We start from the raw sequence: 26969 nt of genomic DNA, 5'->3' as shown, positions 1-26969 counted from the left end.
TAGAAAACTAGCCCCACTTAATTTTATAAATTTTTAAACTTAGTCTTTCTTAAAGAACTCTACTCCTCCTGTGAAGATGTCTTCAAGTTCCATGTCCCTAATGTTCTTAAATGTGTTTTCTACAAATCTTTCGCTGTGTCCCATCTTGCCGAGGATTTTTCCGTCTTCTGACATTAGTGCTTCTACGTTTAATGCTGAACCATTTGGTGCATCTGCGTAGCAAAGAGCAACTTGTTCCTTGTCTAAGATTTCCTTGATTGCTTCTTCACTTGCAATAAATCTTCCTTCTCCATGAGAAATTGGAACCTTATAAGTTTTGCCTTCTTCTAGTTTAGCAAGCCATGGTGAATTGTTAGACATGACAACTGTGTCCACAACTCTTGCTATGTGTCTTGAGCAAGTGTTGTATGTTAAAGTTGGGTCATCTTCTTCAAGGTCCTTGATCTTGCCGTAAGGAAGAAGTCCTGTCTTAACTAGGGCTTGGAAGCCGTTACAAATTCCAAGGATTAGTCCGTCGTTAACTTCTAATAGAGTTTCAATTGCCTTCTTAACTTTTTCTGACCTAATTACATTGGCTATAAATTTACCAGATCCACCTGGCTCATCTCCTAGTGAGAAGCCTCCAGGTATTGCAAGGATTTGTGCCTTGGAAATTTTTTCTGCCAATTCCTCTATAGATTCTTGAAGGGCCTTGTCGTCCTTGTTCCTAAAGATTACGACTTCTGCTTTTGCTCCAGCTCTTTCAAAGGCTCTCGCTGTATCGTATTCTGAGTTTGTGCCAGGGAAGGCTGGTATAACAACCTTAACCTCATCAACTGGCTTCTTAGACTTCATCCTTCTCTTTGGAGCCTTAGCTTGGTCAATCTTTTCTAGCTTATGTGAGTCAAGTGGCTTGAAGATTTTATCCATTCTTGTGAGATATGCCTTAGATAATTTTTCTATATCTAGCTTTTCTCCGTTGACAATCATTTCATCTTCTTTAAAGTCACCAAGCTTTTCTATGAAGTCCCTGTCTTCTAGGTACTCAACTATAAAGGATCCGTAAAGTGGTGAGTAAAGGTCATCTAATTTTATGTCAAAGCCCACATTGTCTATTGCCATTTCAAAAATTTGTGGAAGGCTGCCCTTGTGAGTTATAGCTGCGGCAGAAATTATATTTCCTCCTTCTATTTCTTTTTGAAGATTTAAGAAATTTTCTTTCGCCATGTCAAGGTCAAGTGCCCCAATGTCATCTCTCTTAGTTCTTATAAGACCAAGCTTGCCCTTGCCCTTAAATTCTGGACTGATGATATTTTTCACATCCACAGTATTAACTGCAAAGGAAATTAGAGTTGGTGGAACATTTATGTCTTCGAAGCTTCCACTCATGGAGTCCTTGCCCCCAATTGGTGGTGCATCAAAGAATCTTGATGCCTTTAGGGCTCCAAGAAGTGACTTAAGTGGTTTTGACCATGCCTTCTTGTTGTCCATCTTTTCATAAAATTCTTGGAAAGAAAGTCTAATGCCTTCAAGGGGTGCTCCTGCTGCCACAAGTTTTGCAATAGATTCAACTACTGCGTAATAGCCACCAAGGAATTGTGATTCAAAAGATAATTCTGGATTAAATCCATAGGACATAACTGAAGCTGTTTTTGATTCGCCATCATCTGTTGGGATAAGGGCTGCCATAACTTGGGCTGGTGTATTTTGTTTTTTACCTCCAAGAGGTTGTAAGACTGTTGATGCACCTACTGATGAGTCAAAAAGCTCAATCATATTCCTCTTAGAAGTTATATTTAAGTCTTGTAAATATTTTTCAAGGTCTTCTAGTCCATCCTTCTTATTTAAGAATTTTGGAAGGTCTTCACTTACAACTTCAACTTCTTCAAACCTCTTTGCTCCAGTTTGGTTTACAAAGTCGTAACTCATATCGCAGATAAGTTCATCCTTGTAGTACATCTTTAATCTCTTGTCGCCAGTTACCCTAGCAACTAAGGTAGCTTCAAGATTTTCCCTTTCAGCAAGTTCCATAAACTTGTCTACGTCGTCTTTGTCTATAACAACTGCCATTCTCTCTTGAGATTCTGAAATTGCAATTTCTCTTGGCTTTAGTCCCATGTACTTTAGGGGAACCTTATCAAGTTTTACTTCGATGGAGTCAGCAAGCTCGCCAATAGCAACTGAAACTCCACCTGCACCGAAGTCGTTACACTTTTTGATTAGCTTTGCTGCTTCAGGATTTCTAAATAGTCTTTGGATTTTTCTTTCTTCTGGAGCGTTACCCTTTTGCACTTGGGCAGATTCTGTTTCAATAGAAGAAACCTTGTGAGACTTTGATGAGCCAGTTGCTCCACCAATGCCATCTCTACCAGTCCTTCCACCAAGAAGGATAACTACATCTCCTTCAGTAGGTTCGATTCTCTTTACATTTTCAAGAGGACAAGCTGCTATAACTGCACCAGTTTCCATCCTCTTTGCCACATAACCTGGGTGGTATAATTCGTCAACAAGTCCAGTTGCAACTCCAACTTGATTGCCGTAAGAAGAGTAGCCAAGTGCTGCTTCTGTGACAATTTTCTTTTGTGGCAATTTTCCCTTAAGAGTTTTTTCAATTGGAGTAAAAGGATCTCCTGCTCCAGTTACCCTCATGGCTTGGTAAACATAGGACCTACCAGAAAGTGGGTCTCTTATAGCACCACCAAGACAAGTTGATGCACCGCCAACAGGTTCAATTTCTGTTGGATGGTTGTGGGTTTCGTTCTTAAACATAAGTAGGTAGTCACGGTCTTCTAGCTTGCCCTCAACTTCTACCTTTGCCTTGATTTTTACAGAGCAAGCATTGATTTCAGATGAAACTTCTAGGTCTTCTAGCTTTCCATTTTTTCTAAGTTCCTTGGATAAAATTGTGCCAAGTCCCATTAGGGTAACTGGCTTTTTAACTCCAAGCTCTTCTCTCATCTTTAAATAGTCATCAAAAACTCTTTTGATTTCCCTATCAAGTTCAGTAACAACATTAAAGTCAACATCAAGCTCTGTGTTAAAAGTTGTGTGCCTACAGTGGTCAGACCAATAAGTATCAATTATTGCCACTTCAGTTTCATTTGGGTCCCTGTTTTCTGACTTGAAGTAGTCTTGCAATACCTCTAAGTCTTCTGGACTCATAGCAAGGGACTTTTCTTCAACAAATTTAATAAGTCCGTCCTTGTCAAGTTTATTGAAACCATCATAAACTAGGTTTTCGTGATTTTCCTTTGCATCTTCCCTAAGTTCAGTTTCCTTATATACATCAACTTCTTGAGAGTCAACTGGGTTAATTAAGAATGCTTTTATCTTTTCAAGGTCAGCTTGACTTACTCCTCCAATGTCATAAACTTCTGTGACCTTGGCTCTTAGCTTTTCATCAGTGAAAAGGGCAAGAGTTTGGATAAGTCCCTCTTCTCTGTTGTCAAATTGTCCTGCTTGGTATTGGATCCCAATAGGATTTTCAAAGGAAGCTTCTAATTTTTTGTAGTCTTCATAGTAAACTTCTTCTACTGGAGCTTCATAAAAAACGCTGGCTAAAGTTTTTTCTAAACTTTCATCTTTTATATCGACGTCATATCTCCTGTAGGTTTTTATATAAGTAGTTTCAATTCCAAGAGAGCTTTTAATTTCTTCTCTTAGGTCCTTTGATTGGTGGTCAAATTCATTTTTCTTGCAGATATAAATTCTCTTAACATTATTTTTCATCTTGAACTAACTCCTTTGGCTCCACTGCGTAAGTTCCATTAAAGCAAGCTTCGCAGAATTTATTTTCTTTCATCAAAGTAGCATTTAACATTCCCTCCATAGATATAAAGGCAAGGGAATCTGCTCCAATCTTCTTCCTCATTTCTTCCACAGAATAATTTGCAGCAATAAGTTTTTGTCTGGAAGGTGTGTCAATTCCATAGTAGCAAGGGAACTTTACTGGAGGAGAAACTATTCTCATGTGGACTTCCTTGGCTCCAGCCTTTTTCATTCTCTTGATAAGATTTTTGGAAGTTGTTCCTCTTACAATGGAGTCATCAACTAGGATAATTTTCTTTCCCTTTAAAACAGTTTCAAGAGGGTTGAGTTTTAATTTTACAGAAAGCTCTCTTTCTTCAGCAGTTGGTTTTATAAAGGTCCTTCCCATATACCTGTTCTTTACAAGACCTTCGGCAAAAGGAATCCCAGATTCTTGGGCATAACCCATGGCTGCTGGAGTACCAGAGTCGGGAACTGCAATTACAAGGTCTGCCTCAATAGGAGCTTCTCTTGATAAAATTTCCCCACACCTTCTCCTAAAGTTGTAGGAGTTAACCCCATCTAAGGTAGCGTCAGTTCTTGCAAAGTAAACATACTCAAAGATGCAGTGCTTCTTTTCATCTTTTTCAAAATAGTCTGAGTGAATTCCATCCTTATCCACAACAATAATTTCTGAAGGTTCAACATTTCTTATGGCATCAGTTCCAATAATTTCAAGAGGAGCATTTTCAGAAGCAATTATTACTTCTCCATTTTTTGCCCTTCCAATAAGAAGTGGTCTAAAACCATTTGGGTCCCTAAAGGCAATTAACTTGTCTTCAAAAAGCATTACAACACTGTAGGCACCCTTTATCCTTGCCATAGTTTTCTTAACTGCTTCCACTATGTCGCCCTTGTAATATTTTGCAACTAATGAAAGGATAACTTCCGTGTCAATAGCAGTTTGAAAAAGCATACCTTCATCTTCAAGTTCATCCCTAATAGATTGATGGTTCACAAGATTTCCATTGTGAGCTAGGGCAAACTCCCTGTTCTTTGAAAAGGCAAGTAGGGGTTGTGAGTTGTACTTATAGGATCCACCTGCTGTTGCATAACGAACATGACCTATACCAACATTTCCCTTTAGCTTTAAAAAACTTTCCTCATCAAAGTTGTCATAGACAAGTCCCATATCCTTGTCTAATATCATGTCCTTGCCATTAAAAACGCAAATACCTGATGCTTCTTGTCCCCTGTGTTGAAGGGAGTTGAGTCCGTAAAATAATTTCTTACTCACATCATTTTGTGAGTATATCCCAATAACGCCACACATTATTCTTCCACCTCGTCCTTCCTAAAATAAAAATCTTCCATTCTTCCTCCAATTAAAAAAGCTCATCAAAAAGATGAGCCAAAAATACATATTAAAAAATTAGTCGCAAATATAGAGTCTATAAGGCTGTGAAATTTATCCCTAAATAATTTTGAATTCATAGGATATGACAACATAGCTAATAACCTCCATAATGTAATGAATTAATTATATCATAAATTTTTTTATATTGTGAAAATACATTTGAATTTTAAATTTTTCTTGATTAATTATTATCTAGGTCTTAACAAGTTTTTTCTTATAAGCTTCTAAAAATAATTTTATTCTTCCTTCTTCTTTGCCGCCAAGCTATCCACCATAAAGATGGCAAACATTGTGTAAAGAAGCCAAGACTTCTGTGGATAGGAAAGATAAATTGGTTCCCAGATAGGCTTGAACTTCTCCTTGTAAGCTCGTAGACCTTCAAAGGAATAGAACTTGTAGCCAAACTTATAGACCAAGTAAGCAATCTTTTCTTCCACAAAACTGTTGCTATTGATTCCAACATTGGAGAGTGGTGCCATACCCATTTCAAAATATTTTTTACCCTTGTCCTTAAAGTAGAGGAAGAGATTTAAAAATAAATATTCCATAATACTGTTGGGAGTTCCCTCTCTATAATACCTCATGAGGTCAATTGTTGCCCAGGTATCTCCAGGGTGGGGCATAATATTTGCAAAGGCAAGGATCTTTCCATCTGCATCTTTTACTATTGCCATGTCACAAAGGCCTAGATAGTCCCTGTCAAAGTAGCCAAGAGAAAATCCCTTTTCCCTTCTTCCTCCAAGCCAGTCATTTGAAATCTCTTCAAGAGTATCTAAGAAGTCCTTGTCAAAGGGACCACTTACTACTTCAAAACTGTAAGAGTTCTTTTCAAATTTTGACATTACATTTCTTTGTGACTTGTGGTCACGACCCTCCAAACTAAATTCTTCTAGGTCAATGGATGCAGTTTCACCAAACTTTATAAAGGAGAAGCCAAAGTCATGAAGCTTAATAGTTTCTTCTTCTCCAACTTCATAAAAAATTGCCTTGTAACCATATAGGTCTGCATCACTTACAAATTTTTCAAGTAGCTTCTTGTAGTCCTCCTTCTTGCCAAAGGGTGACCCCATGACAATAACCCTATCCCAGTAGGTGTAAAGGGATATACCACAAGTTGCCTGACCCTCTTCTTCATAGTAATAAATTTTCTTATCACCAACTAGGGCAAGGGGAGCTTCTGGTCCAGACTCGTAGTCTGATAAAATCTTCATGACCTTATCTATGTCTAGCTCTTCACCTAGCTTAACTCTTTCGCCCTTTAAATATCCTATCAAGGTCTTCATTATAAAAATTAAAATCAAGAAGAAGAAGAAAAAGTTGAGGAAGGACCTTTCAAAGGGAATCAAGAGAAAATCCTTGTAGTTTAGGGGAGTGAGCCTATAATTTAAAGCCACAAAATAAATTGTCACAAGAGAGATTGATGCAAGGACAAGTAGGTCCAGGGTAAGGGTCTCTGGTGAGTAAACAAATTGCTCTCTTGTTGCCACGTCTTTAGTTTTTACACCAAGGTAAATTAATATTAAGATGTATAAAATTTCAATTAAGCCAAAGCCTGAAAAGATTGAATAAATTAAGGCTAGGCTCAAAATTATTATACTTAGTATTCCTGCCCTCTTCACTCTTTCCCTCTTGGCTCGTCCCAAAATAATAAAGGCAAGCCCAAAGATTATGCTTGGAAATTGGTAGAGCAAGTTGGCATTTATGGGAGAAAAGTTTCTAAGCCAATGAAACTTTGACAACTCGTCGGGAATTGTGGATGAAAAAATCATAAAGGCCCCGCCAAGGTAGAGCATGAGAGAAAAGAGATCAAGACCCAAAGACTTTATTATTCTAGAGGGAATTTTGTCATTCTTCTCATCAAAGATAGATCCCAAATCATGAACAAAAAATACTGCACCAAGCATAAAGGGAAAGATGTAGTAAAAGAGTCTGTACAAGAGAAGCCAAGATAAAATTAAATCTGTTTCAATACCAAAGGACTTTAAGGCACCCAAGATAACAAGTTCAAAGGATCCCAAACCACCTGGTATAAAGGAAGCAAGACCAAGGATGCATCCAATTACAAAAACTCCAATGACCTTAAATACACTGAGTCTTACACCAAGAAAAAGTCCTATTGTGTAGAAGAAAAGACTTGCACAGGTCCATTCAACAAGAGAAACCAAGGACACGTCTCTTGCATATTTTTTGGAAATGGAAAAATCTCCATCATTTTTAAATTTTGAAACAAAAAACAAAACTGGATAGTAGAGGATTGCTCCAAAAAGCCAAGGGCTATAGTGAAGGAGAACTTCCTCTCTTGATATGAGTATATAAATTAGGGACAAGAATGCCCAGATTGATAGACCAGCTATGTCAAACAAGAGGGACTTAACTAAAAACTTTAAAAGATTTTTGTCCTCCTTGCCCTGTCCATAGTATCTTATCCTAAGACCAAGATTTATAACTCCGCCAAAGCCTATTAAGTTGTTAAAGGAGTTAACTGTAATAGACCTTTTGATTATGTAAGACTTTTTCCTGTCGAGTTTCAAAAAGTCACTTAACAAGATATCATAAAATATCATTGGGGATACGGCAAGAAAACCCAAGACTCCCATAGCAAAAACTTTTACCAAGGAAAGTTGATGAAAGATTGCTGAAATTTCTTCTAAGGAAATCTCCCTTCTTAGTTTTGTAAATTCAAGGACAACAAGTAATATGACCCCGCCAAGGAAGATGGGTCTTATCCAAGATAATATTTTTTTTAAATTCTTCATTTCTTCACCTCTTTTTTTAAAAAATCAAGGACCACCTTGTTGTACTCCTTGGGGTTTGACCTGGCAACCTTGTGACCGTGATTTTTTATAATGTATAATTTAGATTTTTTTATTTTTTTAGCAATTTTATAAAAATTCTCAAGATAAATTAAGTCCCTTTCTCCAGCCAAAATCAAAACTGGGAAGTCAAACTTCTCGTAGTCCGAGTCCTTTATCTTTAGCTTAGAGAAAATCAATGAGTAGACAGAGAAATAATATTCAAGACTTGTGAAGATCTTGGATAAAAACAATAAGTTGTAGTAAAAAATATAAGATAAAATCCTTGGTATCAACTTGACTTGAGAAAATTCTTTGTTGGGAGAATTTAAAATAAGTCTTTTAACCCTATTTGGAAAATTCTTGGCAAAGGTTAGGGCAAGATTTGCTCCATCAGAAAAGCCAAGAAGGTTTATCTTATTAATTTTTAAAAAGTCCAAGACATCTAGGACATCAAGAGATAGGTCCTCCATATTTAAGTCCTTAGACCTGTCACTCTTCCCGTGACCTCTTGTATCCATGGCGATTACTCTGTAAATTTTTTTAAATTCCTTTATTTGCTTTTCAAAAAAATTGGAATCGTCGCCGTTGCCATGAAGGAGAAGAAGGTCCTCGCCCTCTCCAAGAATTTTTACAAAAATCCTTGCACCGTCGCGAACTCTAATAAATTTTTCCATACCATCACCTCACTCGTCCCTCTCTACTTGACCTATTGTACCACTATTTTCTTATTTTTTCTTAAAAGAAGCTTATATTCTATTAGTCATACGGAATCAAATTATAAATGTCTAAAAATTTTTTAAGATGCTTTTATATTTATTGCTTACAAAAAATAATTTTGCTAAAATATCTACCGATAATATTTATCAATTTAGGGAGGACACAATGATTAAAAAAACATCTGTGATTTTTATCTTGTGCTTAACGCTTTTATTCAATTCAATAAGTGTATTTGCACAAGCTACAAATGACAAAAAAGTAAGTTTAAAACTAGAACATCAGAATAATGACTACATGGAATTCTCCATAGAGCCAAAAAGTCTTATTAAAGAAATTAAAGGAGTAAAGACCGACACGGTGTTTATTCATGAAAAAATGAATAAGGCCAGCTTTGGATGGGTTAGTGGGAAAAAAGGATACTCCATTGAAGGAGAAAAACTTTACATACCACCTATTAAGAACAAACATACTATAACTCTTGAGCTAAATGATGGAAGAAAGCTTCATTTTATCCTAAAGGATGGCAAGTGCAAAAGCATAGACCTAGCACATCCACCAAAGGGAAAAATTCACTTAAAGTTAGAGGGTTATTTTGAGGGTGCTCTTGTGGGACAAAGAAAGTATGATGCAGTAAGTGCATCAACTGGAGCTGCAAGTGACAACAAGAACTCCGACATAAAAGTCTATGGTCAAATAACCGAAGAAAACCAAGCTCCTGATCCAAAAGCTTGGAAAGAACTTTCCAAATCTGATATAGAAGTTGATAAGGGCTTAACAAAAATAACTTTAGACCCTAAGTCTGGAATGAAAGCTAACTTTAACGCTTCGGACTCTTCAATTACCCTAGCAGGTGAACCAAAAAATGTTGGTGACTATCCTGTAAAGGTAGAACTAGTTGATATATATGGAAGAAGAGCTACTAGTAATGCTGCTTGGTTCTCTGTTTCTGATATAAAATCAACTTACCTAGATAAGGTAATGAAGGATGTAAATACAAAACTTAAAACAACTCAAAATAACAAGGTCTTATTCAATCAAGAACCTTGGTATATTGGTTATTTCAATGAAAATAATAAGGGAGCTAATCAATCTTTTACTGTTCCCAAGAACATAAATCTATGGCTAGGATCTCATGAAAGTGGAACCTATGGACAATTAGGATTGATTTTGCCAATAAGTGAAAATCCAAATAGAGAGAAATTCCAATATAGACCTGATGAAGAAAGAATTCCTATTCAAAATTTCATCCTAGAAGAAGGAACTAATCTTACACTTGTAAATATGAAGGTCTTCTCTGGAGTAAATATAATTGTAAAAAAAGGTGCTACTTTAAATGTTCATGATTCATCAATTTATGGAAGAATAACCGTTGATGGCGGTAGACTTAGGATAAACTACGATCCTAAGGGAACTTTTAAAGGTGAACTTGGAAAATCTTCAGGTGCAAAAGTTGTTTCTGGATCATCTATCCAAGGACAAATCATCCTAAAGGATGGAGCGGTTTTGGAAAGCTCTTATATTTATTCAAATACAAATAATTTGACAGATGCCAATAAGGCTATAAAAAATACAAGACCTGTTGTCCTTGTTAAGGGTAAGGCCTTTATAAAGGGAAATGTTTTTGTAAAAGGAGATGAATCTCCAACAGGAAGTGAAGCAAATGGATTGCCTTATAGGGGTCAAACTGGTATGGAAATTGATGGTGGATCTCTTACTGTCTTAAAGGATTCAAATCTTTATGTATATGGTGGTGGAACCGCTGCAACTACATCTCGTGGTGGTAATGCCCTTGTTCTTAAAAATAAGGGTAAAGTTTTAGGTGACGGAGGTCTTGCCCTTATGGGTGGAACTGGTCAAACTGGAGAAGGTGGCTACGCTGCTTGTGGCGATGGAATAATCTCAACTAAGTCTGCCTACCTAAGAGGTGGAAATGGAAACACTGAAACACCTGCAAAGGAAAATAGTGTTAAAATAACAAAAAATGTTATAGGAAGTATCAATAACGGTAAAAATGGAACCGGCAAAGTAGCAGAAGAATATCCTGAGTTCTGGGGACACAGTTCTATTCCTAAGATATTAGATGAGAAGAAAATAGGAAGTAATCTTATCAATCCATCAGGAGATAATAAAATTGAAGGCGAAACTCCACCTGTTTTTGAAGACAAAAAACCAGGCAAATTCCTTAAAAGAGTTGAGCTTGTTACTAATTCTTTCCACAACAAATCAACACAAATAAATGGAAAAAGCGACGACTCAAAGGAATGGATAAATAAATTAGCTAAGGGCGAGGGAGAGGTTAAACTTGGAGAGGAAAAGTTAAGCCTTGTTAAAGATGAAGTCCCTGGACAAAAAGGCTATAAGGTTGAAGGTGATTTCCTTTATGTTTATGGAATTAAGATTGGTGATACAGTTAATATAAACGTCACTGGTTATATTCCAATAATTTTAGATGCAATTGCAAATTCAAATCCTAACATTGCATATATGTTAGTTCTCCATAAGGGAGAAAAGGAAGAAAGACCTTATCTTCCTGAAAAAGAGGTTGATATTTCAGATGAAAGTGTCAATGCTGCAAAAAATTATATTAATGATATTACAATAAATAAATCTGCCCTAAATCAACCAGGTGTAAATATTGATAAAAATTCTTCAACTATAGGTGCTTTCAAAGAAGCAATTAACAAAGCTAAAGAACTTGCTAACAAAACAAGTCTTAACGATGAAGAAAAGAAGGAACTTGTTTCTTACTTCAATAATAAGTTTGAAGAACAAACAAAAAATATTAAGCTAGATATGAATCTAGAATCTTCAAAAGTTATAACTAATAAATATGATAACACTAAGCTCCATGCACAATTAAATGGCGGAAAAGTAAGCTACTCCTCTGAGTTGCAAAATCTTTCTAAAGATGCTTATCCTAAGCTTACAATTTATAGGATTGATAAAAACTCCTATGAAACAAGACAAAATTTAGATGCAACTTCTGGGGCAACTGTTCCAAAATTTGAAGATCACATTTTAGATGGAAAATACTATGACATTAAGAAGCTTCCAAATAACAATCAAGATAGGACTTCTGTGACAAGCAATAAATATGAAATAAGTATTAAAGAAAATGAATTAAAAAAAGACTTCCCAAATACGGAACTTTTAAAAATTGTTTTCTCTGTAGAACTTGCTAATGGCATTTATGCAAAAAGCTCTGACTTTGTATTTCTAAATGACACAAAGACTGAAGATAAGCCTAGTGAAAATCCATCAACAGAAAATAACAATACTTCAATTGTAGAAGAAAAAGATCCTATTAAAGAAGAGGCAAATAAAAATATTGCCAAGCCAAAGACAGAATCCACAGGTCATTATGAATACAGGCTAACAAAAAATTATTCGCCAACAAAAGTTAAGCATACTAAAAAGACTTCTCAAAAATCTTTTATAGCTGGCTATCCTAATGGATTATTTAAACCAGACAGTTCTGTCACAAGAGCTGAAGCTGCTCAAATGCTTTGGGTCTTAGAAAATGCCACTGCATCAAACTTAAAAGCAGATTTTAAGGACGCAAAAGACTCTTGGTACAACCAAGCTCTTAACTATACAAGATCTAAGGGAATGTTGCTTGCTAAGGATGGTAATATTAGGCCTGATGTCCCTATGACTAGGGGAGAATTTGTTAGAATGTTATACCCTCTTCTAGCAGATAAGTCAGGTGGACCAAGATTTAATGATATTGCAGGTCATGAGTTTGAAGCCGCAATATTAAGAGCCAGTGCCAATGGAATAATAAAGGGCTATCCAGATGGAAGCTTTAAACCTGATGGAAAAGTCACAAGAGCAGAAACAGTTACTATGCTTAATAAATTATCTAATAGATATTTGACATTAGATGACTTAAAGAAAAATAATTCTAAAATAAAAGAATTTTCTGATGTTAAAAAATCTCATTGGGCATACTTGCAAATTATGTCAGCTGTAAACTACCCTATCATAAATGAAGTTACAGAAACTTATTACACTTATAAGGATGGATATGAAGAATCTTGGGACAAGGTTTGGGTTGAAAATTCTAATGAAGTTTCTGAAGATAAGAACCAAAATAATAAACCAGATTCAAATGCAAAAAAGGATTATATTGAAAGTAAATTAGATGATAAAACTTCTAATGTTAATATCGAAGGAAAATTTACTAAAGATGCAAAGCTTGTTGTTGTAGATAAATCCACTACAAAGGATGGTAAGCTTACAATAACAATTCCTGAAACTATTTTAAAGGATTATAAAACTCTAAAGCCTGAACCAAATAAGTCTTATGAAATTGTAAAATCCCTTGATATAAAAGTACTTGGTGACTACCAAGGAAAGCTTAAAATAAGCTTGCCTCTTGGTGAAGAAAATAATGGAAGAAGGGCTATTATAAAGCACCTTTCAAAGGATGGTTTAAAAACTTATACATCAACTGTCGAAAATGCTAGCGTAAGCTTTGAAGTAGATAGCCTATCACCTTTTGTTGTTATAGTCGAAAAGGATAAAGTTGATAAGGAACTTGTAAATCTAAAGAAACAACTCCAAGAAAAAATTGATCTTGCAAAGGCAAAGGAAGAAACTAAGTTTACAAAAAAATCCTTTGATGCCTTAAAAACCGAAATAGAAAAAGCAAACTCCTTAAAAGATTCTAATGATAAGGAAGCTTTAAAAGTGGCATTAAAAGACTTGCAAAATTCACTTGACTCTTTGATAAAACTTGGCGATTCATCAATTCTAGAGAAAAGGCTAATTGAAGCCTTCAATCTAACAAAAGATGAATCTTACACAGAAGATTCAAGGAAAACTTTAAATAACTTCTTAAATAGATTTCCAGGTTATAACTTCGATAATGTCACAGAAGATGATATTAAGCATGAGTTAAAGCTAGTTGAAGAAGCAATTGCTAAGCTTGTAAAAAAACCAAGCCAAGTGATGGTAGAAGTATTAATTAATAAGGGTGGCTCTTCAAGTGTTAATCTAAAGGGAATTCTTGGAAAAACTTTCGCAGACTTGACAAGTCCTTCTGGCAGCTACAAGATTGAAGATCCAAGTATGAGTGGTAAAGTCTTCCTTGGTTGGAAAATAAATGATGGCTTAGAACTTTTATCAAGCGAATCCTTGAATGCAAAAGTCCTTACACAAGATATGGTTAAGGATGGAAAAATTAAAATTTCTGCTGAGTTTAAAGATGAAGTTAAGCCTTCACAAGAAGACGCTAAGACACCTAAATTTATATCATCTACTAAGAAATATTTCGCACTTGTTATTGACCCTTCTGATGATGACACAATTGCCTGGCTTAATCTTCTAAAGGGCTCTACTGTTAATGTTTCTAGATATCCAAGTGGAGAAAAACTAAACTCTATCCCACGTTATTCTACAGAAACTGGATACTATGTATTTACTAATTCTTCTCTTGTAGTTAGCGGTATAAATATCGGAGATATAGTTAAGGTGGAAGTTCCTGGCTATAAGGATGTCTTTGTTAGGGCTGAAAAATATAGTTATAGCTACAACTTAGTTCAAATTGAAAACCCTGAAAAGAAAGAAGGCTCTGAACCAAAGCCTGCACCTAAAGTTAGTGTAGAAGTATTGGTTAATAAGGGTGGTTCTTCAAGTGTTAATCTAAAGGGAATTCTTGGAAAAACTTTCGCAGATTTGACAAGTGATTCTGGAAGATACAAGATTGAAAATCCTAGTATGAGTGGTAAAGTCTTCCTTGGATGGAAAATAAATGATAACCCAGAACTTTTATCAAGCGAAGCCTTGAATGCAAAAGTCCTTACACAAGATATGGTTAAGGATGGAAAAATTAAAATTTCTGCTGAGTTTAAAGATGAAGTTAAGCCTTCACAAGAAGACGCTAAGACACCTAAATTTATATCATCTACTAAGAAATATTTCGCACTTGTTATTGACCCTTCTGATGAAGACACAATTACTTGGCTTAACCTTCTAAAAGGCTCTACTGTTAGCCTTTCTAGATATCCTAGTGGAGAAAAACTAAACTCTATCCCACGTTATTCTACAGAAACTGGATACTATGTATTTACTAATTCTTCTCTTGTAGTTAGCGGTATAAATATCGGAGATATAGTTAAGGTGGAAGTCCCTGGCTATAAGGACGTCTTTGTTAGGGCTGAAAAATATAGTTATAGCTACAACTTAGTTCAAATTGAAAACCCTGAAAAGAAAGAAAATAATAAGCCAAACACTCAACTTAAAAAAATTATTTTTGCAGAATCTGACAATTTAAAGATAAGACTAAAAAAAGATTACCCAGACAACGGGGTATGGCTAAGCCAAATAGTAGAAAAAGCCATAATTAAGAAACTAGAAAATAATACCTATGTAGACTTAAATAAAAGGGATGTAAGCATCTATAATAAATCCTCTAATAAATCTATAACTATTAACAAAATAAAAGCTGGCGATATTATAAAGATATCACTAGATGGTTTTGAAGATGTGTATCTAAGAGCCGTAAAATACGGCGATAATAGTTACAAATTGGTTCAAATTGAAAAACCAACTTCTAACTAAAGCCAATAAAATAATTCATTTTAAATAGTGTCAGATAAAACTGGCACTATTTTTTTTATAATTTATTAATCCCAATCATTTTCATTTAAAGAAAAAAGAGCAGGCCTAAGCCTACTCTCTTTTCAAAAAAAGTATTTATTTAAATGTGTTGTCGCGATTTTATTTATTTGCTTTCACAAATTTTATTTATTAATTACTATTTTCTAATAAAAACTTATATTATTCAATAGTTATTTTTGATGCGCCTTCAATTTTTACATTTGAGCTGTAATATTTTGTAAGAGCCTTAATCATATAGGCTGGGTCTTTTGCTCCAGCTGTTTCATAACTAGAGTGCATTGCTAGTTGTGGTAGTCCTATGTCAACTGCGTGAAGGGAAACTTGTGTGTTTGATAAGTTTCCAAGAGTTGATCCACCTTGCATATTACTTCTGTTGGCAAAGTGTTGAACTGGAACCTCAGCAAGGGCACAAATCTTTTTGAAAACTGCTTGTGAAAAGGCATCTGATGTGTACTTTTGGTTGGCAGCTTCTTTGACTACAATGCCTCCATTCATAAAAGTTCTGTTTTCGTCATCAGTTAGTTCCTTGTGATTTGGATGAACTGCGTGAGCATTGTCAGCACTTACTAGGAAGGATTTTGCAACAGCCTTATGGTATTCTTCTTCTTCAAATCCAAGACCTGCATTTAGTCTTTTTAATGTATCATGAAGAAGTGTTGACATAGCACCTTGTTTTGTATTTGAGCCAACTTCTTCGTTGTCAAAGCAGCAATAAACATTTACTGCCTTGTCATTCTTACCTGCTATAAAGGCCTTTAATGAAGTGAAGGCACATTCTAGGTCGTCAAGTTTTGGTGATGAAACAAATTCATCCTTGTAGCCCCAAATTTTTCCTTCTTGTCTATTTACTAAGAATAGGTCCTTCGAAATAATTTGTTCTTCTCTAACACCAAGTTCTTCAGCTATCATCTTGTTGTAGTCGCCCTTTTTCATAGCTCCACTTGTGAAAAGTGGTAGAAGGTCAACTTGTCTGTTAAACTTATAGCCATTATTTACTTCCCTATTCATGTGGATTGCCACATCAGGTATGATTAAGATGTCTTTGTCAATGTATAAAAGTTTTGATACAATTGCGCCATCTTCTTCAACTAGTACTCTTCCGCCTAGGGTAAGAGGCTTGTCAAACCATGTCCAATCAATTGGTCCACCATAAACTTCTACATTTAATTTTACATAGTCTCCTGGGCCATCAAGTTCTGGCATACTCTTTACCTTGTAAGTTGGTGAGTCAGAGTGAGACGCTACAAGTTGGTAGTGGTAATCTGAAAGGTCACTACCTACCTTAAAAGCAATAATACTTGAGTCATTTCTTGTAGTATAATAGTTTTTGCCCTTTTCAATAGTCCAGCTTTCGCCTTCCTTTAATTCTATAAAGTCTTCCTTGTCAAGATATGTCTTAACAATATCTACTGTGTGGAACATACTTGCAGATTTTCTAATAAATTCTAACAATTCTTTTGAAGTTTCTAAATAATTCATACTTCCTCCTTTTAGAATTTAGCTAAGTTTTTTATCTTCCTTTGCCCTAATCATTGGTAGGATTACTCCAAGTGCAACAAGTACAAGTGGTGTAATTACATTAAGTGCCATTTGCATTGGATCGTCTGAGATCATTCCTAGAATACAGCAAGCTGCTGTTAATATGAAGCACCAGAAGCCAAAGAATAGAGCAAATCCTTGGTTACGTGTAAAGTAGAAGTCTCTTTTTACGTCGCCCCTGTTCTTTCTCAAGAAGATGTAAGCCAAGAATACCCATAGGTAACGAAGTGGCATTGTGATTGAGTTAAGCTTTGTCAACTGTCTCAATACAGTTGCAGCACCTGGCACAAGGATTTGTACAAGGATAATTGAACCTGCAAGAACAATTATAAGTTTAATACCATTGATGTAAGCTCCGTATTTATTTTTCTTAAGAAGCTTTCTTGGGATGTATTTGTTTGTCTTGTCATCATCAAGTAGCATTCTTAGTGGTGCGTCAATACTTACAACAAGTGTAGAGAATTGACCAATCACATTACATAAAGCGTAGATAATCATAATTTTGTTTCCAAGGCCATAGTATTCTCCAACTCTTTCGAAGGCCCAATAAGCACCATTAGCTGCGTAAGAGTCAAAAGTTGCTGGATCTGCGTTGATAATGGCAGGATCAAACATCATACCCATGGCAATAGTACCAAAGATAGCTGAAATAATTACCATTACAGCGGCAAAAATCATTGCCTTAGGAAATTCCTTAGATGAGTTACCCTCCATGTGGTTTACATAAGGACTCATCTTTTCAATACCACCAACAGCAAATACAAGAATTGATAAAGAAGTGAAATACTTCATATCAAAAGTTGGAATCAAGTTGTCAAGTGACCAGTCCATAGCTTGGTAACCACCATTAGGATTGATCTTTGGTGCAGCAAGCATCATTAAGATGTAAAGAATACCCATGACAAACATACTTGAACCTGCAATAGTTGCAAGGTTTTTAAGTGGGTTAAGACCTCTACTTGCTACCCAACAAAAAATTAAAAATACTGCTAGAGTTGCGATTTGTACATAAACAGTTGGTAGGGAGTCATAAAATTCTGCGTTTTGGAAGAACATCCAGGACATAGCCTTTAGTCCACCAGAACCCTTTGAAGCGATGTAGGTAATATGACATGCCCAATAAGTCCAACCAGCGTAATAAGCTAACTTATCACTAGAAGTTGCCCTTATCCATGATGTAACTCCACCACCTTCATCCTTGAAGGAAGAACCAAGTTCCCCAACCATAAGTGCGTTTGGAATAAAGTAAAGTGCGAACATTAGGATCCATGAAAATATTACTTGGATTCCGTTAAAGAATACGAAACCGTTAACAACATTTCCAAAACTCCATAAAGTGGAGAAGGCCATAAAAGCCAGCATATACCACTTAATTTTCTTTTGTGAATCTTGCATTTTAACTCTCCTCTCAAAAAAATAATTGCATGATTATTTTAATTATAACCTTAAAAAAATAGACCGTCTAGTATATTTAAAAAATAGAAAATCATTTCTTCCCGTTTTCTCAATGCTTCAACCACTTTATATGATTTGGTTGATAAAGTCTTGATTATTAATAAATACAAATCTATATCCCTTTTAAGTGAAACAGGATTTTTATTTGTATAAATTTTATTTCCTCTTAACCTATTAAAAAATACAATTTTTAATGGATTTTAAAATTGTATTTTATTCGAAATTTTATAAAATCTTTATGAGAATTGTAACAACAAAAAATCTCCGAAAAATCGGAGATCTTTTATATATTATTAAAAAATTAGGATTGCTTTTTCATCAGGAAAATATTCTTATATTTTCTTTTATATAGATTTGATGTTTAAATTTATTTTCTCAATTATTAGCTAGAGCTTGCTCAACAATCAATTTTTTTTGATTTTCTAATTTGTTTTCATTTACTGAGTTAGTTCTTAATGCAAGGTATGAGAAAAACATAGGAATAATTACTACACAGGCAGCAATTATTGCGTTGTTAAGATTTAAATCCTTAAATAAAGTTATCGCTATTACAGCAGCACATATTCCACCCAATACACTTGATGAAATAAATAGAAATTTTGGAATTCTAAACCCTCTGTTTTTAAATTGGTCTGGATATTTTTTTGGTATATACATGCATTTTATATTTAAATAAGCATTAATAACCATTGTTGGAATCATAAGCATTGATATTGCATTGTCTACATTCATACCTGTAAGGATTGGTATAAGCGCAATAACATAGACCAACAAATAACAGTAATAGGGATAACCATCACTGGACTTGTTTTTAAAAATTTCTGGTAACCATCCATCATCTGCCATTTGTGCCAAGGGGTTTCGTATCATAACAAGGACTGATAAAAAAGAAGATATGATTGCACATATTCCTCCACCAATCACAAAGAAAGCAAAAAGTCCCGGTGTCAAAATTGCTTTTGCTGTAACACTTAAATTATTACCAGCATATTGATCAAAGTTTAGTACACCTGATGCAACAAAGGACATAAATCCATAAATTATAGATACGAGAATACAAGTCAATAAAATTCCCACAGGTATATTTCTCTTTGGGTTTTTTGTTATTGGAATTACTCCTACTGGCCCCATGGTTGTTCCTTGGCAAGCCCATCCCATTACTGCTATGGCTCCTATAACTCCTGAAAAACCATTTCGGAAAAATCCACCATCGTAGCTCATGTTAAAATAGTTACCAAGATTAACTTTTGGAATTCCTAAAAACACAAAAATAACTAAAGCCAGAATTAATAAGCCCGTAACTATATTTTGAAATATGGTTACAAACCGATTGCCTTTTATAGTTAATAAAAAGAAAATAGTTAGGATTATGGAGCTTGAAATTTTTAAATTATCTGTAAATATTGGCCATAAATCTCCTAAATATTGACTTAGGGCCAAGGCATATCCTGTAAAACCAAATGCCCAGATAATGTTAGTCCATCCGCCAAATCCTGTTAATATAGGAGGAAGAAGCATGCCCTTCATGCTGTAATCTCCGCCTTCTATAACAAATACTCCCGACATCGCCATGTTATACCAGTAAGCTAAGAGCATATAAAATACGCTTATAACTGTTATAGGTAATATAGACCTGCCAGTCCTAGCCATAGCCGATCCTAATGTAACAAAAATTCCTGATCCAATGGCTCCGCCTATGCCCAGTCCAATAATATTAATTATACCAAGTTGTTTTTTATTTTTATTTGTCATGCTGAATACTCCTTAATGATGTCTATTTTATTCTCCATAATATTTTTCCTTGTGCTTATTTTTTACTGCGTAAATAATCCTGTCTAATCCTTCTTTTAAATAAGATCTTGGACAAGCTAAATTAAGTCTTACAAAACTTCCAGAGTTTTGCACAAACATATTTCCTGCTTCTAATAAAACGCCAGATTTATATGCAAAAAACATTGTTATCGCTTCATCTTCATCAAAATATTCTCCAAAGTCTGCCCAAGCTAAATAAGTTGCTTCAGAAATGATAATTCTAACCTTTGGTAAGTTCGTTTCTAAGTAATCCTTGGTAAATTTAAAATTTTCATCCAAATACTTACTCATTTCTTTTAGCCAATCTTCACCTTCTTCATAAGCTGCTTGACTAGCTGCTATGCTAAGAGGATTGTCAAAGTTATAATGATTTTTGTTCCAAACTTTTCTCAAATTTTCGTTTCTAATTATGATACTTGAAAACATTAGACCAGCTATATTAAAGGATTTACTTGCAGCCATACACGTTACTAGCTTGTCATAATCACCTAAGATCTTACCTAGGGGTATGTGTTTTTGTCCTTCTCTTAAAATATCACAGTGAATTTCATCAGAAATTACCCACAAATCATTTTCTTCTATTATTTTTGCTACTTTTTTTAGCTCTTCTTCTTTCCAAACTCTTCCTGTAGGGTTGTGAGGATTGCAAAAAATAAACAACTTCGTTTTTGGATCCCTTGCCTTGTCTTCTAGATCTTTAAAATCAATTGTATAGTAACCATTTTCAAGCTTTAAATCTGAACAAACTGATTCTTTATTAGAAGAATCTGCTGCATATTTAAAATATGCATAGGAAGGTGTAAGGAAGAGTACTTTTTCATCTTCTTTTAAAATGTAGTCTACCAATTCAAACAAGGCTGGAATAATTCCATTGCTTGTAACAAGTTCTTCTCTTGCAAAACTCCATCCATATCTTCTTTGACACCAAGATAATAAGGCTTTATAAAAGTCATCTGTGAACACTCTTGTATAACCCAATATTTTTTTATCTAATCTTTTTTTAATTCCCTCAATTACAACATCAGGTGTTGCGAATTCCATATCAGCTACCCACATATGAATAAATTCATCATCAGCGTAGGGAAACTTCATACTATCATCAGCATGAAATATATAATCTCTAAATCCATCTATCTTTAGTGCGTTAGTATTTTTTCTGTCAATTCTTTCATCAAAATTATACATTGAACTATCCTTTCTCAATTTATCTATTATATAAATTTAATTTAGTAAGTTTCTTAATAAATCATTACTTCTAAATCATTAATAAATAAAACTTAAAAGCTTTAAGACTTTTATTTTTAAATTAAAACTTCTTCAGCTACTTCTCTCAATAACTTTATCTTCTTCCATTGGTCTTCTTCTGTCACTGCGTTGCCTTCTTCTGTTGATGAAAAACCGCATTGAGGTGAGATACAAATATTTTCAAGAGGAATGTAGTTTGCTGCATCTTTTATTCTCTTGATGAGCTCTTCCTTATCTTCAAGGTCTGGTCTCTTGCTTGTCACGATGCCAATGACAACTTTCTTGCCTGCTGGAATCTTGGCAAGGGCCTTGAAGTCACCAGATCTTTCGTCATCGTATTCAAGATAGAAGGCATTCACCTTTTCTCTTGCAAGGACATAGTCTGCCACTGGGTCATAGGCTCCCTTGAAGTGGAAGGAGGACTTGTAGTTACCCTTGCAGATGTGACTTGTAATATTTAGTCCCTCTGGTGCGTAGGCTATTGCCTTGTTGTTTAATTCTAGGTAAGTTTCCTTTAGGTCATCAATGTTTTTGCCATCTTTTTCATAAAGTCTTGTGGCATCTTCATCTACTAGGGCACCCCAAGTGCAATCATCTAGTTGAAGATTTCTGCAGCCTAGGTCATAAATTTCTTGGAAGAATTCGCCATAAGCTCTTGCAAGGTCATCCACAAACTTGCCTTCATCTTCGTAAGGGTTTCCAGCTTTGATTTGATTGTAAACTCCTCTTAGGAGTTGGGCTGGTGCAGGTATTGTTTGTTTTGCCACTGTGTTTTCGTCTTCAAAGTTTTTTACAAATTTGTAGTGGTCTAAGAAGGGATGGTTTTTACCCCCAAGCTTTCCCACAATTTTTACCCCATCAGGTCTTAGGGTTTCTCCATGGAAGTGGATGAGCTCATCTTGACTTAGGGTATATTTTTCTATTCCTTCAAGTCCCCAGAAGAAGTCGTAGTGCCACCAGGACCTTCTAAATTCTCCATCAGAAATAATTTTTAAGCCAGCTTCCTTTTGCTTCTTAACAAGTTTTTCTATTTCTCTATCTTCAACTTTTTTAAGTTCTTCTCCTGAAATTTCTCCCTTAGAAAACTTTTCTCTTGCGATTTTTAAATCTCTTGGTCTCAAAAAAGATCCAACTACATCAAACTTACTTGGTGCTAAAATTTTTGTCATTTTCTTTCTCCTTTTTCTTAAATCCATCTTGAGAATGTATAAAAAAAAGTCCTTACTGTTTATAAAAACAATAAGGACGAATTATTTCCGCGTTACCACCTATTTTGCATATGGAATGCCACTCTCAAGTACCAACATACTCTATCTCTATAACGGGAGCTCCCGGAAAAGTCTAATATCGACTAATCCCATCAGAGGCCATGTTCACCCAAATCTTCCTTTGACCCTCTCAGCTAAACGGGCTTCTCTGTAAAATTCCAAAATGGATTACTCTTCTCTTCAAATGGTTTAAATTTTATTTTATGTTAGCATCATTAATTTTATCTGTCAAGAAAATTTTTAATTTATTTTTCTCAAAAGTTCATCAACCCTGTCTCCAAGGTCTTCTAATTTTTCTCTGATTTCTTTTATTTCCCTGTTTACACGAAGGTCTGTAAAGATGTTGTCAAAGATTACATCAACAAAAAAATCGTAAGTTGAGTCTGGGATCTCTACATCAAGGTCAATCCTAATATCATTTAGTTCTCTTTTTGCAAGTTCTAATTTATCCCTAACTATCTCTAAGTTACTATTGATGTCCTTTATCTTTCCTCTCTTTATAAATCCAACTAGGCTGGAGTCTGCGAAGAGATCAAAAAGTCCCCATCTTGATGCACTCTCTGTCATCTTTATGGTCTTGTCAATTTCATTTTTAAGGTCAACCAATGCTTGACGCGCTTCTTTTAATTCTTTTTCTTGTGACATAAAATTCTCCTTTTTATTTAATCTTTACTTGGCTGGGTCTTCTATTTCCTTTGTCTCCCTAGAGATTATTGCCCTGTCCCCAGACTTTAAAAGTGTGTTGCCCCTTGGGACTATGCCCTTCTTGTCTCTCTCTATCTTGGCGATTATTACGTTAAAGGTCCTTAGGACTGTGTCATCAGGGTCGTACATATCAACTTCTTTCGTTGCAAAAGGAAGGGCTGTCCCCATTTAAAGTGATTATAACATTTTTATCTAGTTAAAGCGTCAAATAATCTCAACCTTCTTCAAATTCTGTTTGCTGATTTAAAAACATAAAAGAGCAAGCCAGTTAAAATATAAAAGCCAATTAATACAAAGAAAAGACTCTTGTTCTTATTTAGGCCTGCCATAATAAGAGTTAGGACAACTATAGCTATTGATAGGACGATTTGTGCCATCCTAAGGCCGTCATTTATTGCCCCCTCGCTTACCCTTATATAGTTGTTGGCAAGGACAGAAATCATTATTAGGGTGACTAAAAAGATTATTATTTTTTCTAAAATTTTTAAAATTTTGTCCTTATTCATTTTCCCTCGCATAGGCTTCCATGCCTTCTCTTAAAATCCTCATACTCTTTCTTATATCAGTGACATTTAGTACAAAGGCAAGTCTTACCATTTGCCTTCCTTCTTCCTTGTTCTTAAAGAAACCTGCAGCAGGTGCAAACATCAAAGTTTCTCCATCAATTTGAAAGTTTTCGATTAACCAAATTGCAAATTTTTCTGTATCGTCAACGGGAAGCTTTGGCATAACATAAAAGGCTCCCTTTGGTTTTTCTACTGTAACTCCAGGAATTTTAATAAGTTCTTCGTAAATTACGTCACGTCTCTTTTGGTATTCCTTGTTCACTTCTTCAAGGTAAGACTTGTCTATCCCATATAATTTTGCTGCTGCCCTTTGTTCAAGACTTGGTGCAGCAAGTCTGCAATTGCAAAGTCTACTTATGGCATCCTTGATTTGTGGATTTTTTGTTGCAATAGAACCAATCCTTGCCCCACAAGCTCCAAACCTCTTGGAGATAGAGTCAAGTAAAATTAAGTTATCTTCAATTCCTTCCACTTCTCCAAAGGACTTGTAGGAATTGCCATCGTAGACAAATTCCCTATAAACTTCGTCTGCAACAATATATAAATCGTATTTTTTTGCAAGCTCAACTATTCTCATAACTTCTTCTTCTGAATAAAGGGCTCCCGTTGGATTAGTTGGGTTTGAAAGTAGGATTGCTACAGTCTTGTCATTTATATGTCTTTCAATTTCTCCAATTTCTGGAAGGGCAAAACCTTCCTTTGGATCAGTCTTAAAGGCCTCAACTTCAATCCCAAGTTGCTCAAAAACTGTCATATAGTTTGTGTAGAAGGGGTCAGTTGTGAGGACTTGATCGCCTTCATCGCAAATTATTTGGAAGGTAAATAGAAGACCCTCGCTGGCACCATTAGTGATGTAGATGTCCTTGGCATCAAAATTTATTCCCCTCTTTTTATAGTACTTGGCAGTTGCCTCCCTAAGTTCTAAAAGTCCTTGGGCATGAGCATAAGGAAGGGGTCCCTTTTTTAAATTCTTAAAGGTGTCAAAATAAACATCTGGCACATCAATGTCTGGTGCCCCAATGTTTAATTCGTAAATCTTTATCCCCTTTGCCTTTGCTGCATCTGCATAAGGTGTCAACTTCCTAACTGCTGAATATTCTACTTTTTGTATTCTCTTTGATAATTTCATATTTCCTCCCCAAAATCCCTTTAACTCATTGCCATCTTAGGTCTGGCCCAAAAAATTTAATTGGGACAAATTTTTGGAAAACTCTTGAAAAGACCCTGTCTGTGTAGGTCTCAGACAATTCCTTTGGCGATAAGTTTGTAGAAATTAGCGTCTTCTTGCCACGCAAAAGTCTCGTGTTTATAATGTTAAAAATCTCTGAAGTTGTAAAGGAATTTACAAACTCAATCCCTAAGTCATCAACTATTAAGAGGTCTGCCTCAAAATAGAGATTGTACTTGTCATCTTCTATATTTTTAAACTTCCTATCTTCTATAGTCTTTAAAATTTCATAGGCTGTTTGATAAATCACTATTACGTCGCTCTTTATAAGCTCTGCCGCAATGCAGTTTAACAAAAAAGTCTTGCCTTGACCTGTTGGTCCCCAAAGAAGTAGGTTCAAATCATTTTCTTCCTTGAAGTCCCTGATGTAACTTTTGGAAATCGCCAAAATATTTTTCATATTTTCTCTTGGCGACATTTCATACTTTTCATAAACTTTTTCAGAAAAGATATTTAAGTCAAACTTGTCAAAGTTCTCCTTGTCCAACATATAAGAAATTGAGGACATATCGTATAATTCTGATACAATTAATTTCTTTAGGCAGTGGCACTTCTCATCGTCTTCATTTATTCCTGTGTCGTGGCAGTCCTTACAAGTATAAATTTCTTCAAGATAGTCTCTTGGGTAGCCATTTTTTTCAAGATAGTCCATCTTCTGCAGTTTTAAATTGTAAATTTTTTCTGATGCCTCAAGAGACTTGTCAGCATCTGGATTCTTTATCTGCTCCATAGATGTCCTAAAGGCAAGATCCCTTATTAGTCCATCAATTTGCATAACTTCAGGAATTTTTTTGTAAATTTCCTCTAGCCTCTTCTCATGAATTTCAGAATTTTTTCTCCTCAAATTTTCATAATAATTACTTATCTTGGTTGTCAGTTCCATAATCAACACCTAGCTTTTTAAAACCCTCTTTTTGTTTTCTCATGGCAATATCAAAGAGGTCATCTTCTGAATAATTATCTGTTATTTGCTTAAAGTTGTGAAAGGCTGTGGGCTTTCTCTTCTTTTTCTTTTGATCCTTCTCCTCAACATCTTCTGGGGACTTAATGTCCAAGTCCTTCCACTTCATTAGGATGGCATCCACATAATTTACATTTGGCTTAGAAATCTTTGAAGTCCTCTTGCAGGCCTCCAAGATTAAATCATTAGAAAAGTTAAACTCATCAAACCAAGAGTTGATAATGTTAAAGTCAACTTGACTAAACTGCTTGTCCACACCAATGTATCTCATAATTTTCTTGTACCTGTAATATTTTACGTCATGCTCAATGTAGGACTGCTCAACATCTTCCATAGTCCTAATGTTATCTCTTGACCAATTTCTCACAACTTTCTCTACGTAAGAAATATTGTAAATTCCCTTGATCTCTGTTGTGTAGAAAAAGGCCTCTTCAATTAAATCAGCAGGCATATTATAGGCTGTAATCCAATTTATTATGTCCAGTTTCTTCATTGGGGCAATAGGTTCTCTCATGAGAAATTCTGCCCTAGTAAGTAGGTTGGCATAGGTTGGGTTTGCCACAACTTCTGAATAACCCTTGTCTTTTTTCTTTTCCTCTGCCCTTAAGTTGTAAACATTTTTGATGTAGAGTTCCTTTAGGTTTACAAACTTAAACTTGTCCTCTTCTATTTCAACTATGCCCATCTTCTCCCAATATGCCCAGGCCCTATTGACATCGGACTCAAGAATCCCAAGATAGTCGGCGAGCTTTTCGTTAGTAATATCAGTCCTGTTTTCCTTGGCAAACTTATAAGCCAAGAGATAAACTTTTACAAACTCGCCATTGGCTCCTGGCATAAAATCATTTATAAAAATATTCTCAATGGAAGTTTCTCCAAGGTCATATTTATTATTTTCAAGTAAAAACATA

Annotated in this window: 16 protein-coding genes and 1 other annotated feature; of the genes, 1 reads left to right on the top strand and 15 read right to left on the bottom strand. The window is 35.1% G+C overall.

The genetic code is table 11. The features are described 5' to 3' along the window. Positions 1-39: 39 nt before the first annotated feature. From CAN42_RS03055 to CAN42_RS03040, 4 genes are all read right to left on the bottom strand, one after another. A complete protein-coding gene (locus CAN42_RS03055) occupies positions 40-3708 on the bottom strand; it encodes a phosphoribosylformylglycinamidine synthase (RefSeq protein ID WP_085875486.1) in 3669 nt (1222 codons plus the stop codon). Continuing rightward, positions 3698-5059: an amidophosphoribosyltransferase gene (gene purF / locus CAN42_RS03050; protein WP_085875485.1), complete on the bottom strand. Its 1362-nt coding sequence runs from the start codon at positions 5057-5059 to the stop codon at positions 3698-3700. The genes CAN42_RS03055 and purF overlap by 11 nt, the downstream gene beginning before the upstream one ends. A 320-nt stretch (positions 5060-5379) precedes the next feature. Further along, entirely contained in the window at positions 5380-7899 is a 2520-nt protein-coding gene (mprF, locus tag CAN42_RS03045) for a bifunctional lysylphosphatidylglycerol flippase/synthetase MprF (RefSeq protein WP_085875484.1), read from the bottom strand. After that, positions 7896-8612, bottom strand: a complete 717-nt coding sequence (locus tag CAN42_RS03040) for an alpha/beta fold hydrolase (RefSeq protein ID WP_062572104.1) — start codon at positions 8610-8612, stop codon at positions 7896-7898. The genes mprF and CAN42_RS03040 overlap by 4 nt, the downstream gene beginning before the upstream one ends. Positions 8613-8820: 208 nt before the next feature. On the opposite strand from CAN42_RS03040, the gene CAN42_RS03035 reads away from it, so the two are divergent. Further along, positions 8821-15219: an S-layer homology domain-containing protein gene (locus CAN42_RS03035; protein WP_167627544.1), complete on the top strand. Its 6399-nt coding sequence runs from the start codon at positions 8821-8823 to the stop codon at positions 15217-15219. A gap of 219 nt (positions 15220-15438) precedes the next feature. Here CAN42_RS03035 and CAN42_RS03030 read toward each other — a convergent pair whose 3' ends face one another. The 11 genes from CAN42_RS03030 to CAN42_RS02980 all read right to left on the bottom strand — a co-directional run bounded on the left by CAN42_RS03030 (position 15439) and on the right by CAN42_RS02980 (position 26968). Next, on the bottom strand, positions 15439-16758 hold the full coding sequence (locus CAN42_RS03030) for a M18 family aminopeptidase (RefSeq protein ID WP_085875482.1): 1320 nt from the start codon (positions 16756-16758) through the stop codon (positions 15439-15441). Positions 16759-16776: 18 nt separating this feature from the next. Further along, positions 16777-18213, bottom strand: coding sequence for an APC family permease (locus tag CAN42_RS03025; protein ID WP_085875481.1), 1437 nt, complete (start codon positions 18211-18213; stop codon positions 16777-16779). 435 nt (positions 18214-18648) lie between these two features. Then, positions 18649-20025, bottom strand: a complete 1377-nt coding sequence (locus CAN42_RS03020) for an APC family permease (protein ID WP_085875480.1) — start codon at positions 20023-20025, stop codon at positions 18649-18651. Between the two features lie 27 nt (positions 20026-20052). After that, positions 20053-21270, bottom strand: a complete 1218-nt coding sequence (locus tag CAN42_RS03015; protein WP_085875479.1) for a MalY/PatB family protein — start codon at positions 21268-21270, stop codon at positions 20053-20055. A gap of 116 nt (positions 21271-21386) precedes the next feature. Next, on the bottom strand, positions 21387-22499 hold the full coding sequence (locus tag CAN42_RS03010) for a 5-methyltetrahydropteroyltriglutamate--homocysteine S-methyltransferase (RefSeq protein WP_085875478.1): 1113 nt from the start codon (positions 22497-22499) through the stop codon (positions 21387-21389). A gap of 69 nt (positions 22500-22568) precedes the next feature. Further along, positions 22569-22791, bottom strand: a binding site (T-box leader). Between the two features lie 47 nt (positions 22792-22838). Further along, positions 22839-23243, bottom strand: a complete 405-nt coding sequence (locus tag CAN42_RS03005; protein ID WP_085875477.1) for a hypothetical protein — start codon at positions 23241-23243, stop codon at positions 22839-22841. Between the two features lie 24 nt (positions 23244-23267). Continuing rightward, positions 23268-23432, bottom strand: a complete 165-nt coding sequence (locus CAN42_RS03000; protein ID WP_245149833.1) for a TrkA C-terminal domain-containing protein — start codon at positions 23430-23432, stop codon at positions 23268-23270. A gap of 95 nt (positions 23433-23527) precedes the next feature. Continuing rightward, positions 23528-23809, bottom strand: coding sequence for a hypothetical protein (locus CAN42_RS02995; RefSeq protein ID WP_085875476.1), 282 nt, complete (start codon positions 23807-23809; stop codon positions 23528-23530). Further along, positions 23802-24998 (bottom strand): pyridoxal phosphate-dependent aminotransferase, encoded by a 1197-nt coding sequence (locus CAN42_RS02990; RefSeq protein WP_085875475.1) that lies wholly within the window; start codon positions 24996-24998, stop codon positions 23802-23804. The genes CAN42_RS02995 and CAN42_RS02990 overlap by 8 nt, the downstream gene beginning before the upstream one ends. A gap of 25 nt (positions 24999-25023) precedes the next feature. After that, entirely contained in the window at positions 25024-25980 is a 957-nt protein-coding gene (locus CAN42_RS02985; protein ID WP_085875474.1) for an ATP-binding protein, read from the bottom strand. Continuing rightward, the gene (locus CAN42_RS02980) at positions 25955-26968 is read right to left on the bottom strand and encodes a DnaD domain protein (protein WP_085875473.1); all 1014 of its coding nucleotides are present in this window, start codon (positions 26966-26968) and stop codon (positions 25955-25957) included. Before CAN42_RS02980 ends, CAN42_RS02985 begins: the two co-directional genes overlap by 26 nt. Between the last annotated feature and the right edge of the window lies 1 nt (position 26969).

Origin of the sequence: Peptoniphilus vaginalis, assembly GCF_900176605.1 — a bacterium.
GTDB classification, from domain to species: domain Bacteria; phylum Bacillota; class Clostridia; order Tissierellales; family Peptoniphilaceae; genus Peptoniphilus_A; species Peptoniphilus_A vaginalis.
The sequence above is the reverse complement of the archived record's forward strand: the minus strand, read 5'-3'. Positions and strand labels throughout refer to the sequence as shown.

Coding starts and splice junctions, on each gene's coding strand:
- CAN42_RS03055 (WP_085875486.1), bottom strand. CDS start 3,708: ATGAAAAATAATGTTAAGAGAATTTATATCTGCAAGAAAAATGAATTT.
- purF (WP_085875485.1), bottom strand. CDS start 5,059: ATGTGTGGCGTTATTGGGATATACTCACAAAATGATGTGAGTAAGAAA.
- mprF (WP_085875484.1), bottom strand. CDS start 7,899: ATGAAGAATTTAAAAAAAATATTATCTTGGATAAGACCCATCTTCCTT.
- CAN42_RS03040 (WP_062572104.1), bottom strand. CDS start 8,612: ATGGAAAAATTTATTAGAGTTCGCGACGGTGCAAGGATTTTTGTAAAA.
- CAN42_RS03035 (WP_167627544.1), top strand. CDS start 8,821: ATGATTAAAAAAACATCTGTGATTTTTATCTTGTGCTTAACGCTTTTA.
- CAN42_RS03030 (WP_085875482.1), bottom strand. CDS start 16,758: ATGAATTATTTAGAAACTTCAAAAGAATTGTTAGAATTTATTAGAAAA.
- CAN42_RS03025 (WP_085875481.1), bottom strand. CDS start 18,213: ATGCAAGATTCACAAAAGAAAATTAAGTGGTATATGCTGGCTTTTATG.
- CAN42_RS03020 (WP_085875480.1), bottom strand. CDS start 20,025: ATGACAAATAAAAATAAAAAACAACTTGGTATAATTAATATTATTGGA.
- CAN42_RS03015 (WP_085875479.1), bottom strand. CDS start 21,270: ATGTATAATTTTGATGAAAGAATTGACAGAAAAAATACTAACGCACTA.
- CAN42_RS03010 (WP_085875478.1), bottom strand. CDS start 22,499: ATGACAAAAATTTTAGCACCAAGTAAGTTTGATGTAGTTGGATCTTTT.
- CAN42_RS03005 (WP_085875477.1), bottom strand. CDS start 23,243: ATGTCACAAGAAAAAGAATTAAAAGAAGCGCGTCAAGCATTGGTTGAC.
- CAN42_RS03000 (WP_245149833.1), bottom strand. CDS start 23,432: ATGTACGACCCTGATGACACAGTCCTAAGGACCTTTAACGTAATAATC.
- CAN42_RS02995 (WP_085875476.1), bottom strand. CDS start 23,809: ATGAATAAGGACAAAATTTTAAAAATTTTAGAAAAAATAATAATCTTT.
- CAN42_RS02990 (WP_085875475.1), bottom strand. CDS start 24,998: ATGAAATTATCAAAGAGAATACAAAAAGTAGAATATTCAGCAGTTAGG.
- CAN42_RS02985 (WP_085875474.1), bottom strand. CDS start 25,980: ATGGAACTGACAACCAAGATAAGTAATTATTATGAAAATTTGAGGAGA.
- CAN42_RS02980 (WP_085875473.1), bottom strand. CDS start 26,968: ATGTTTTTACTTGAAAATAATAAATATGACCTTGGAGAAACTTCCATT.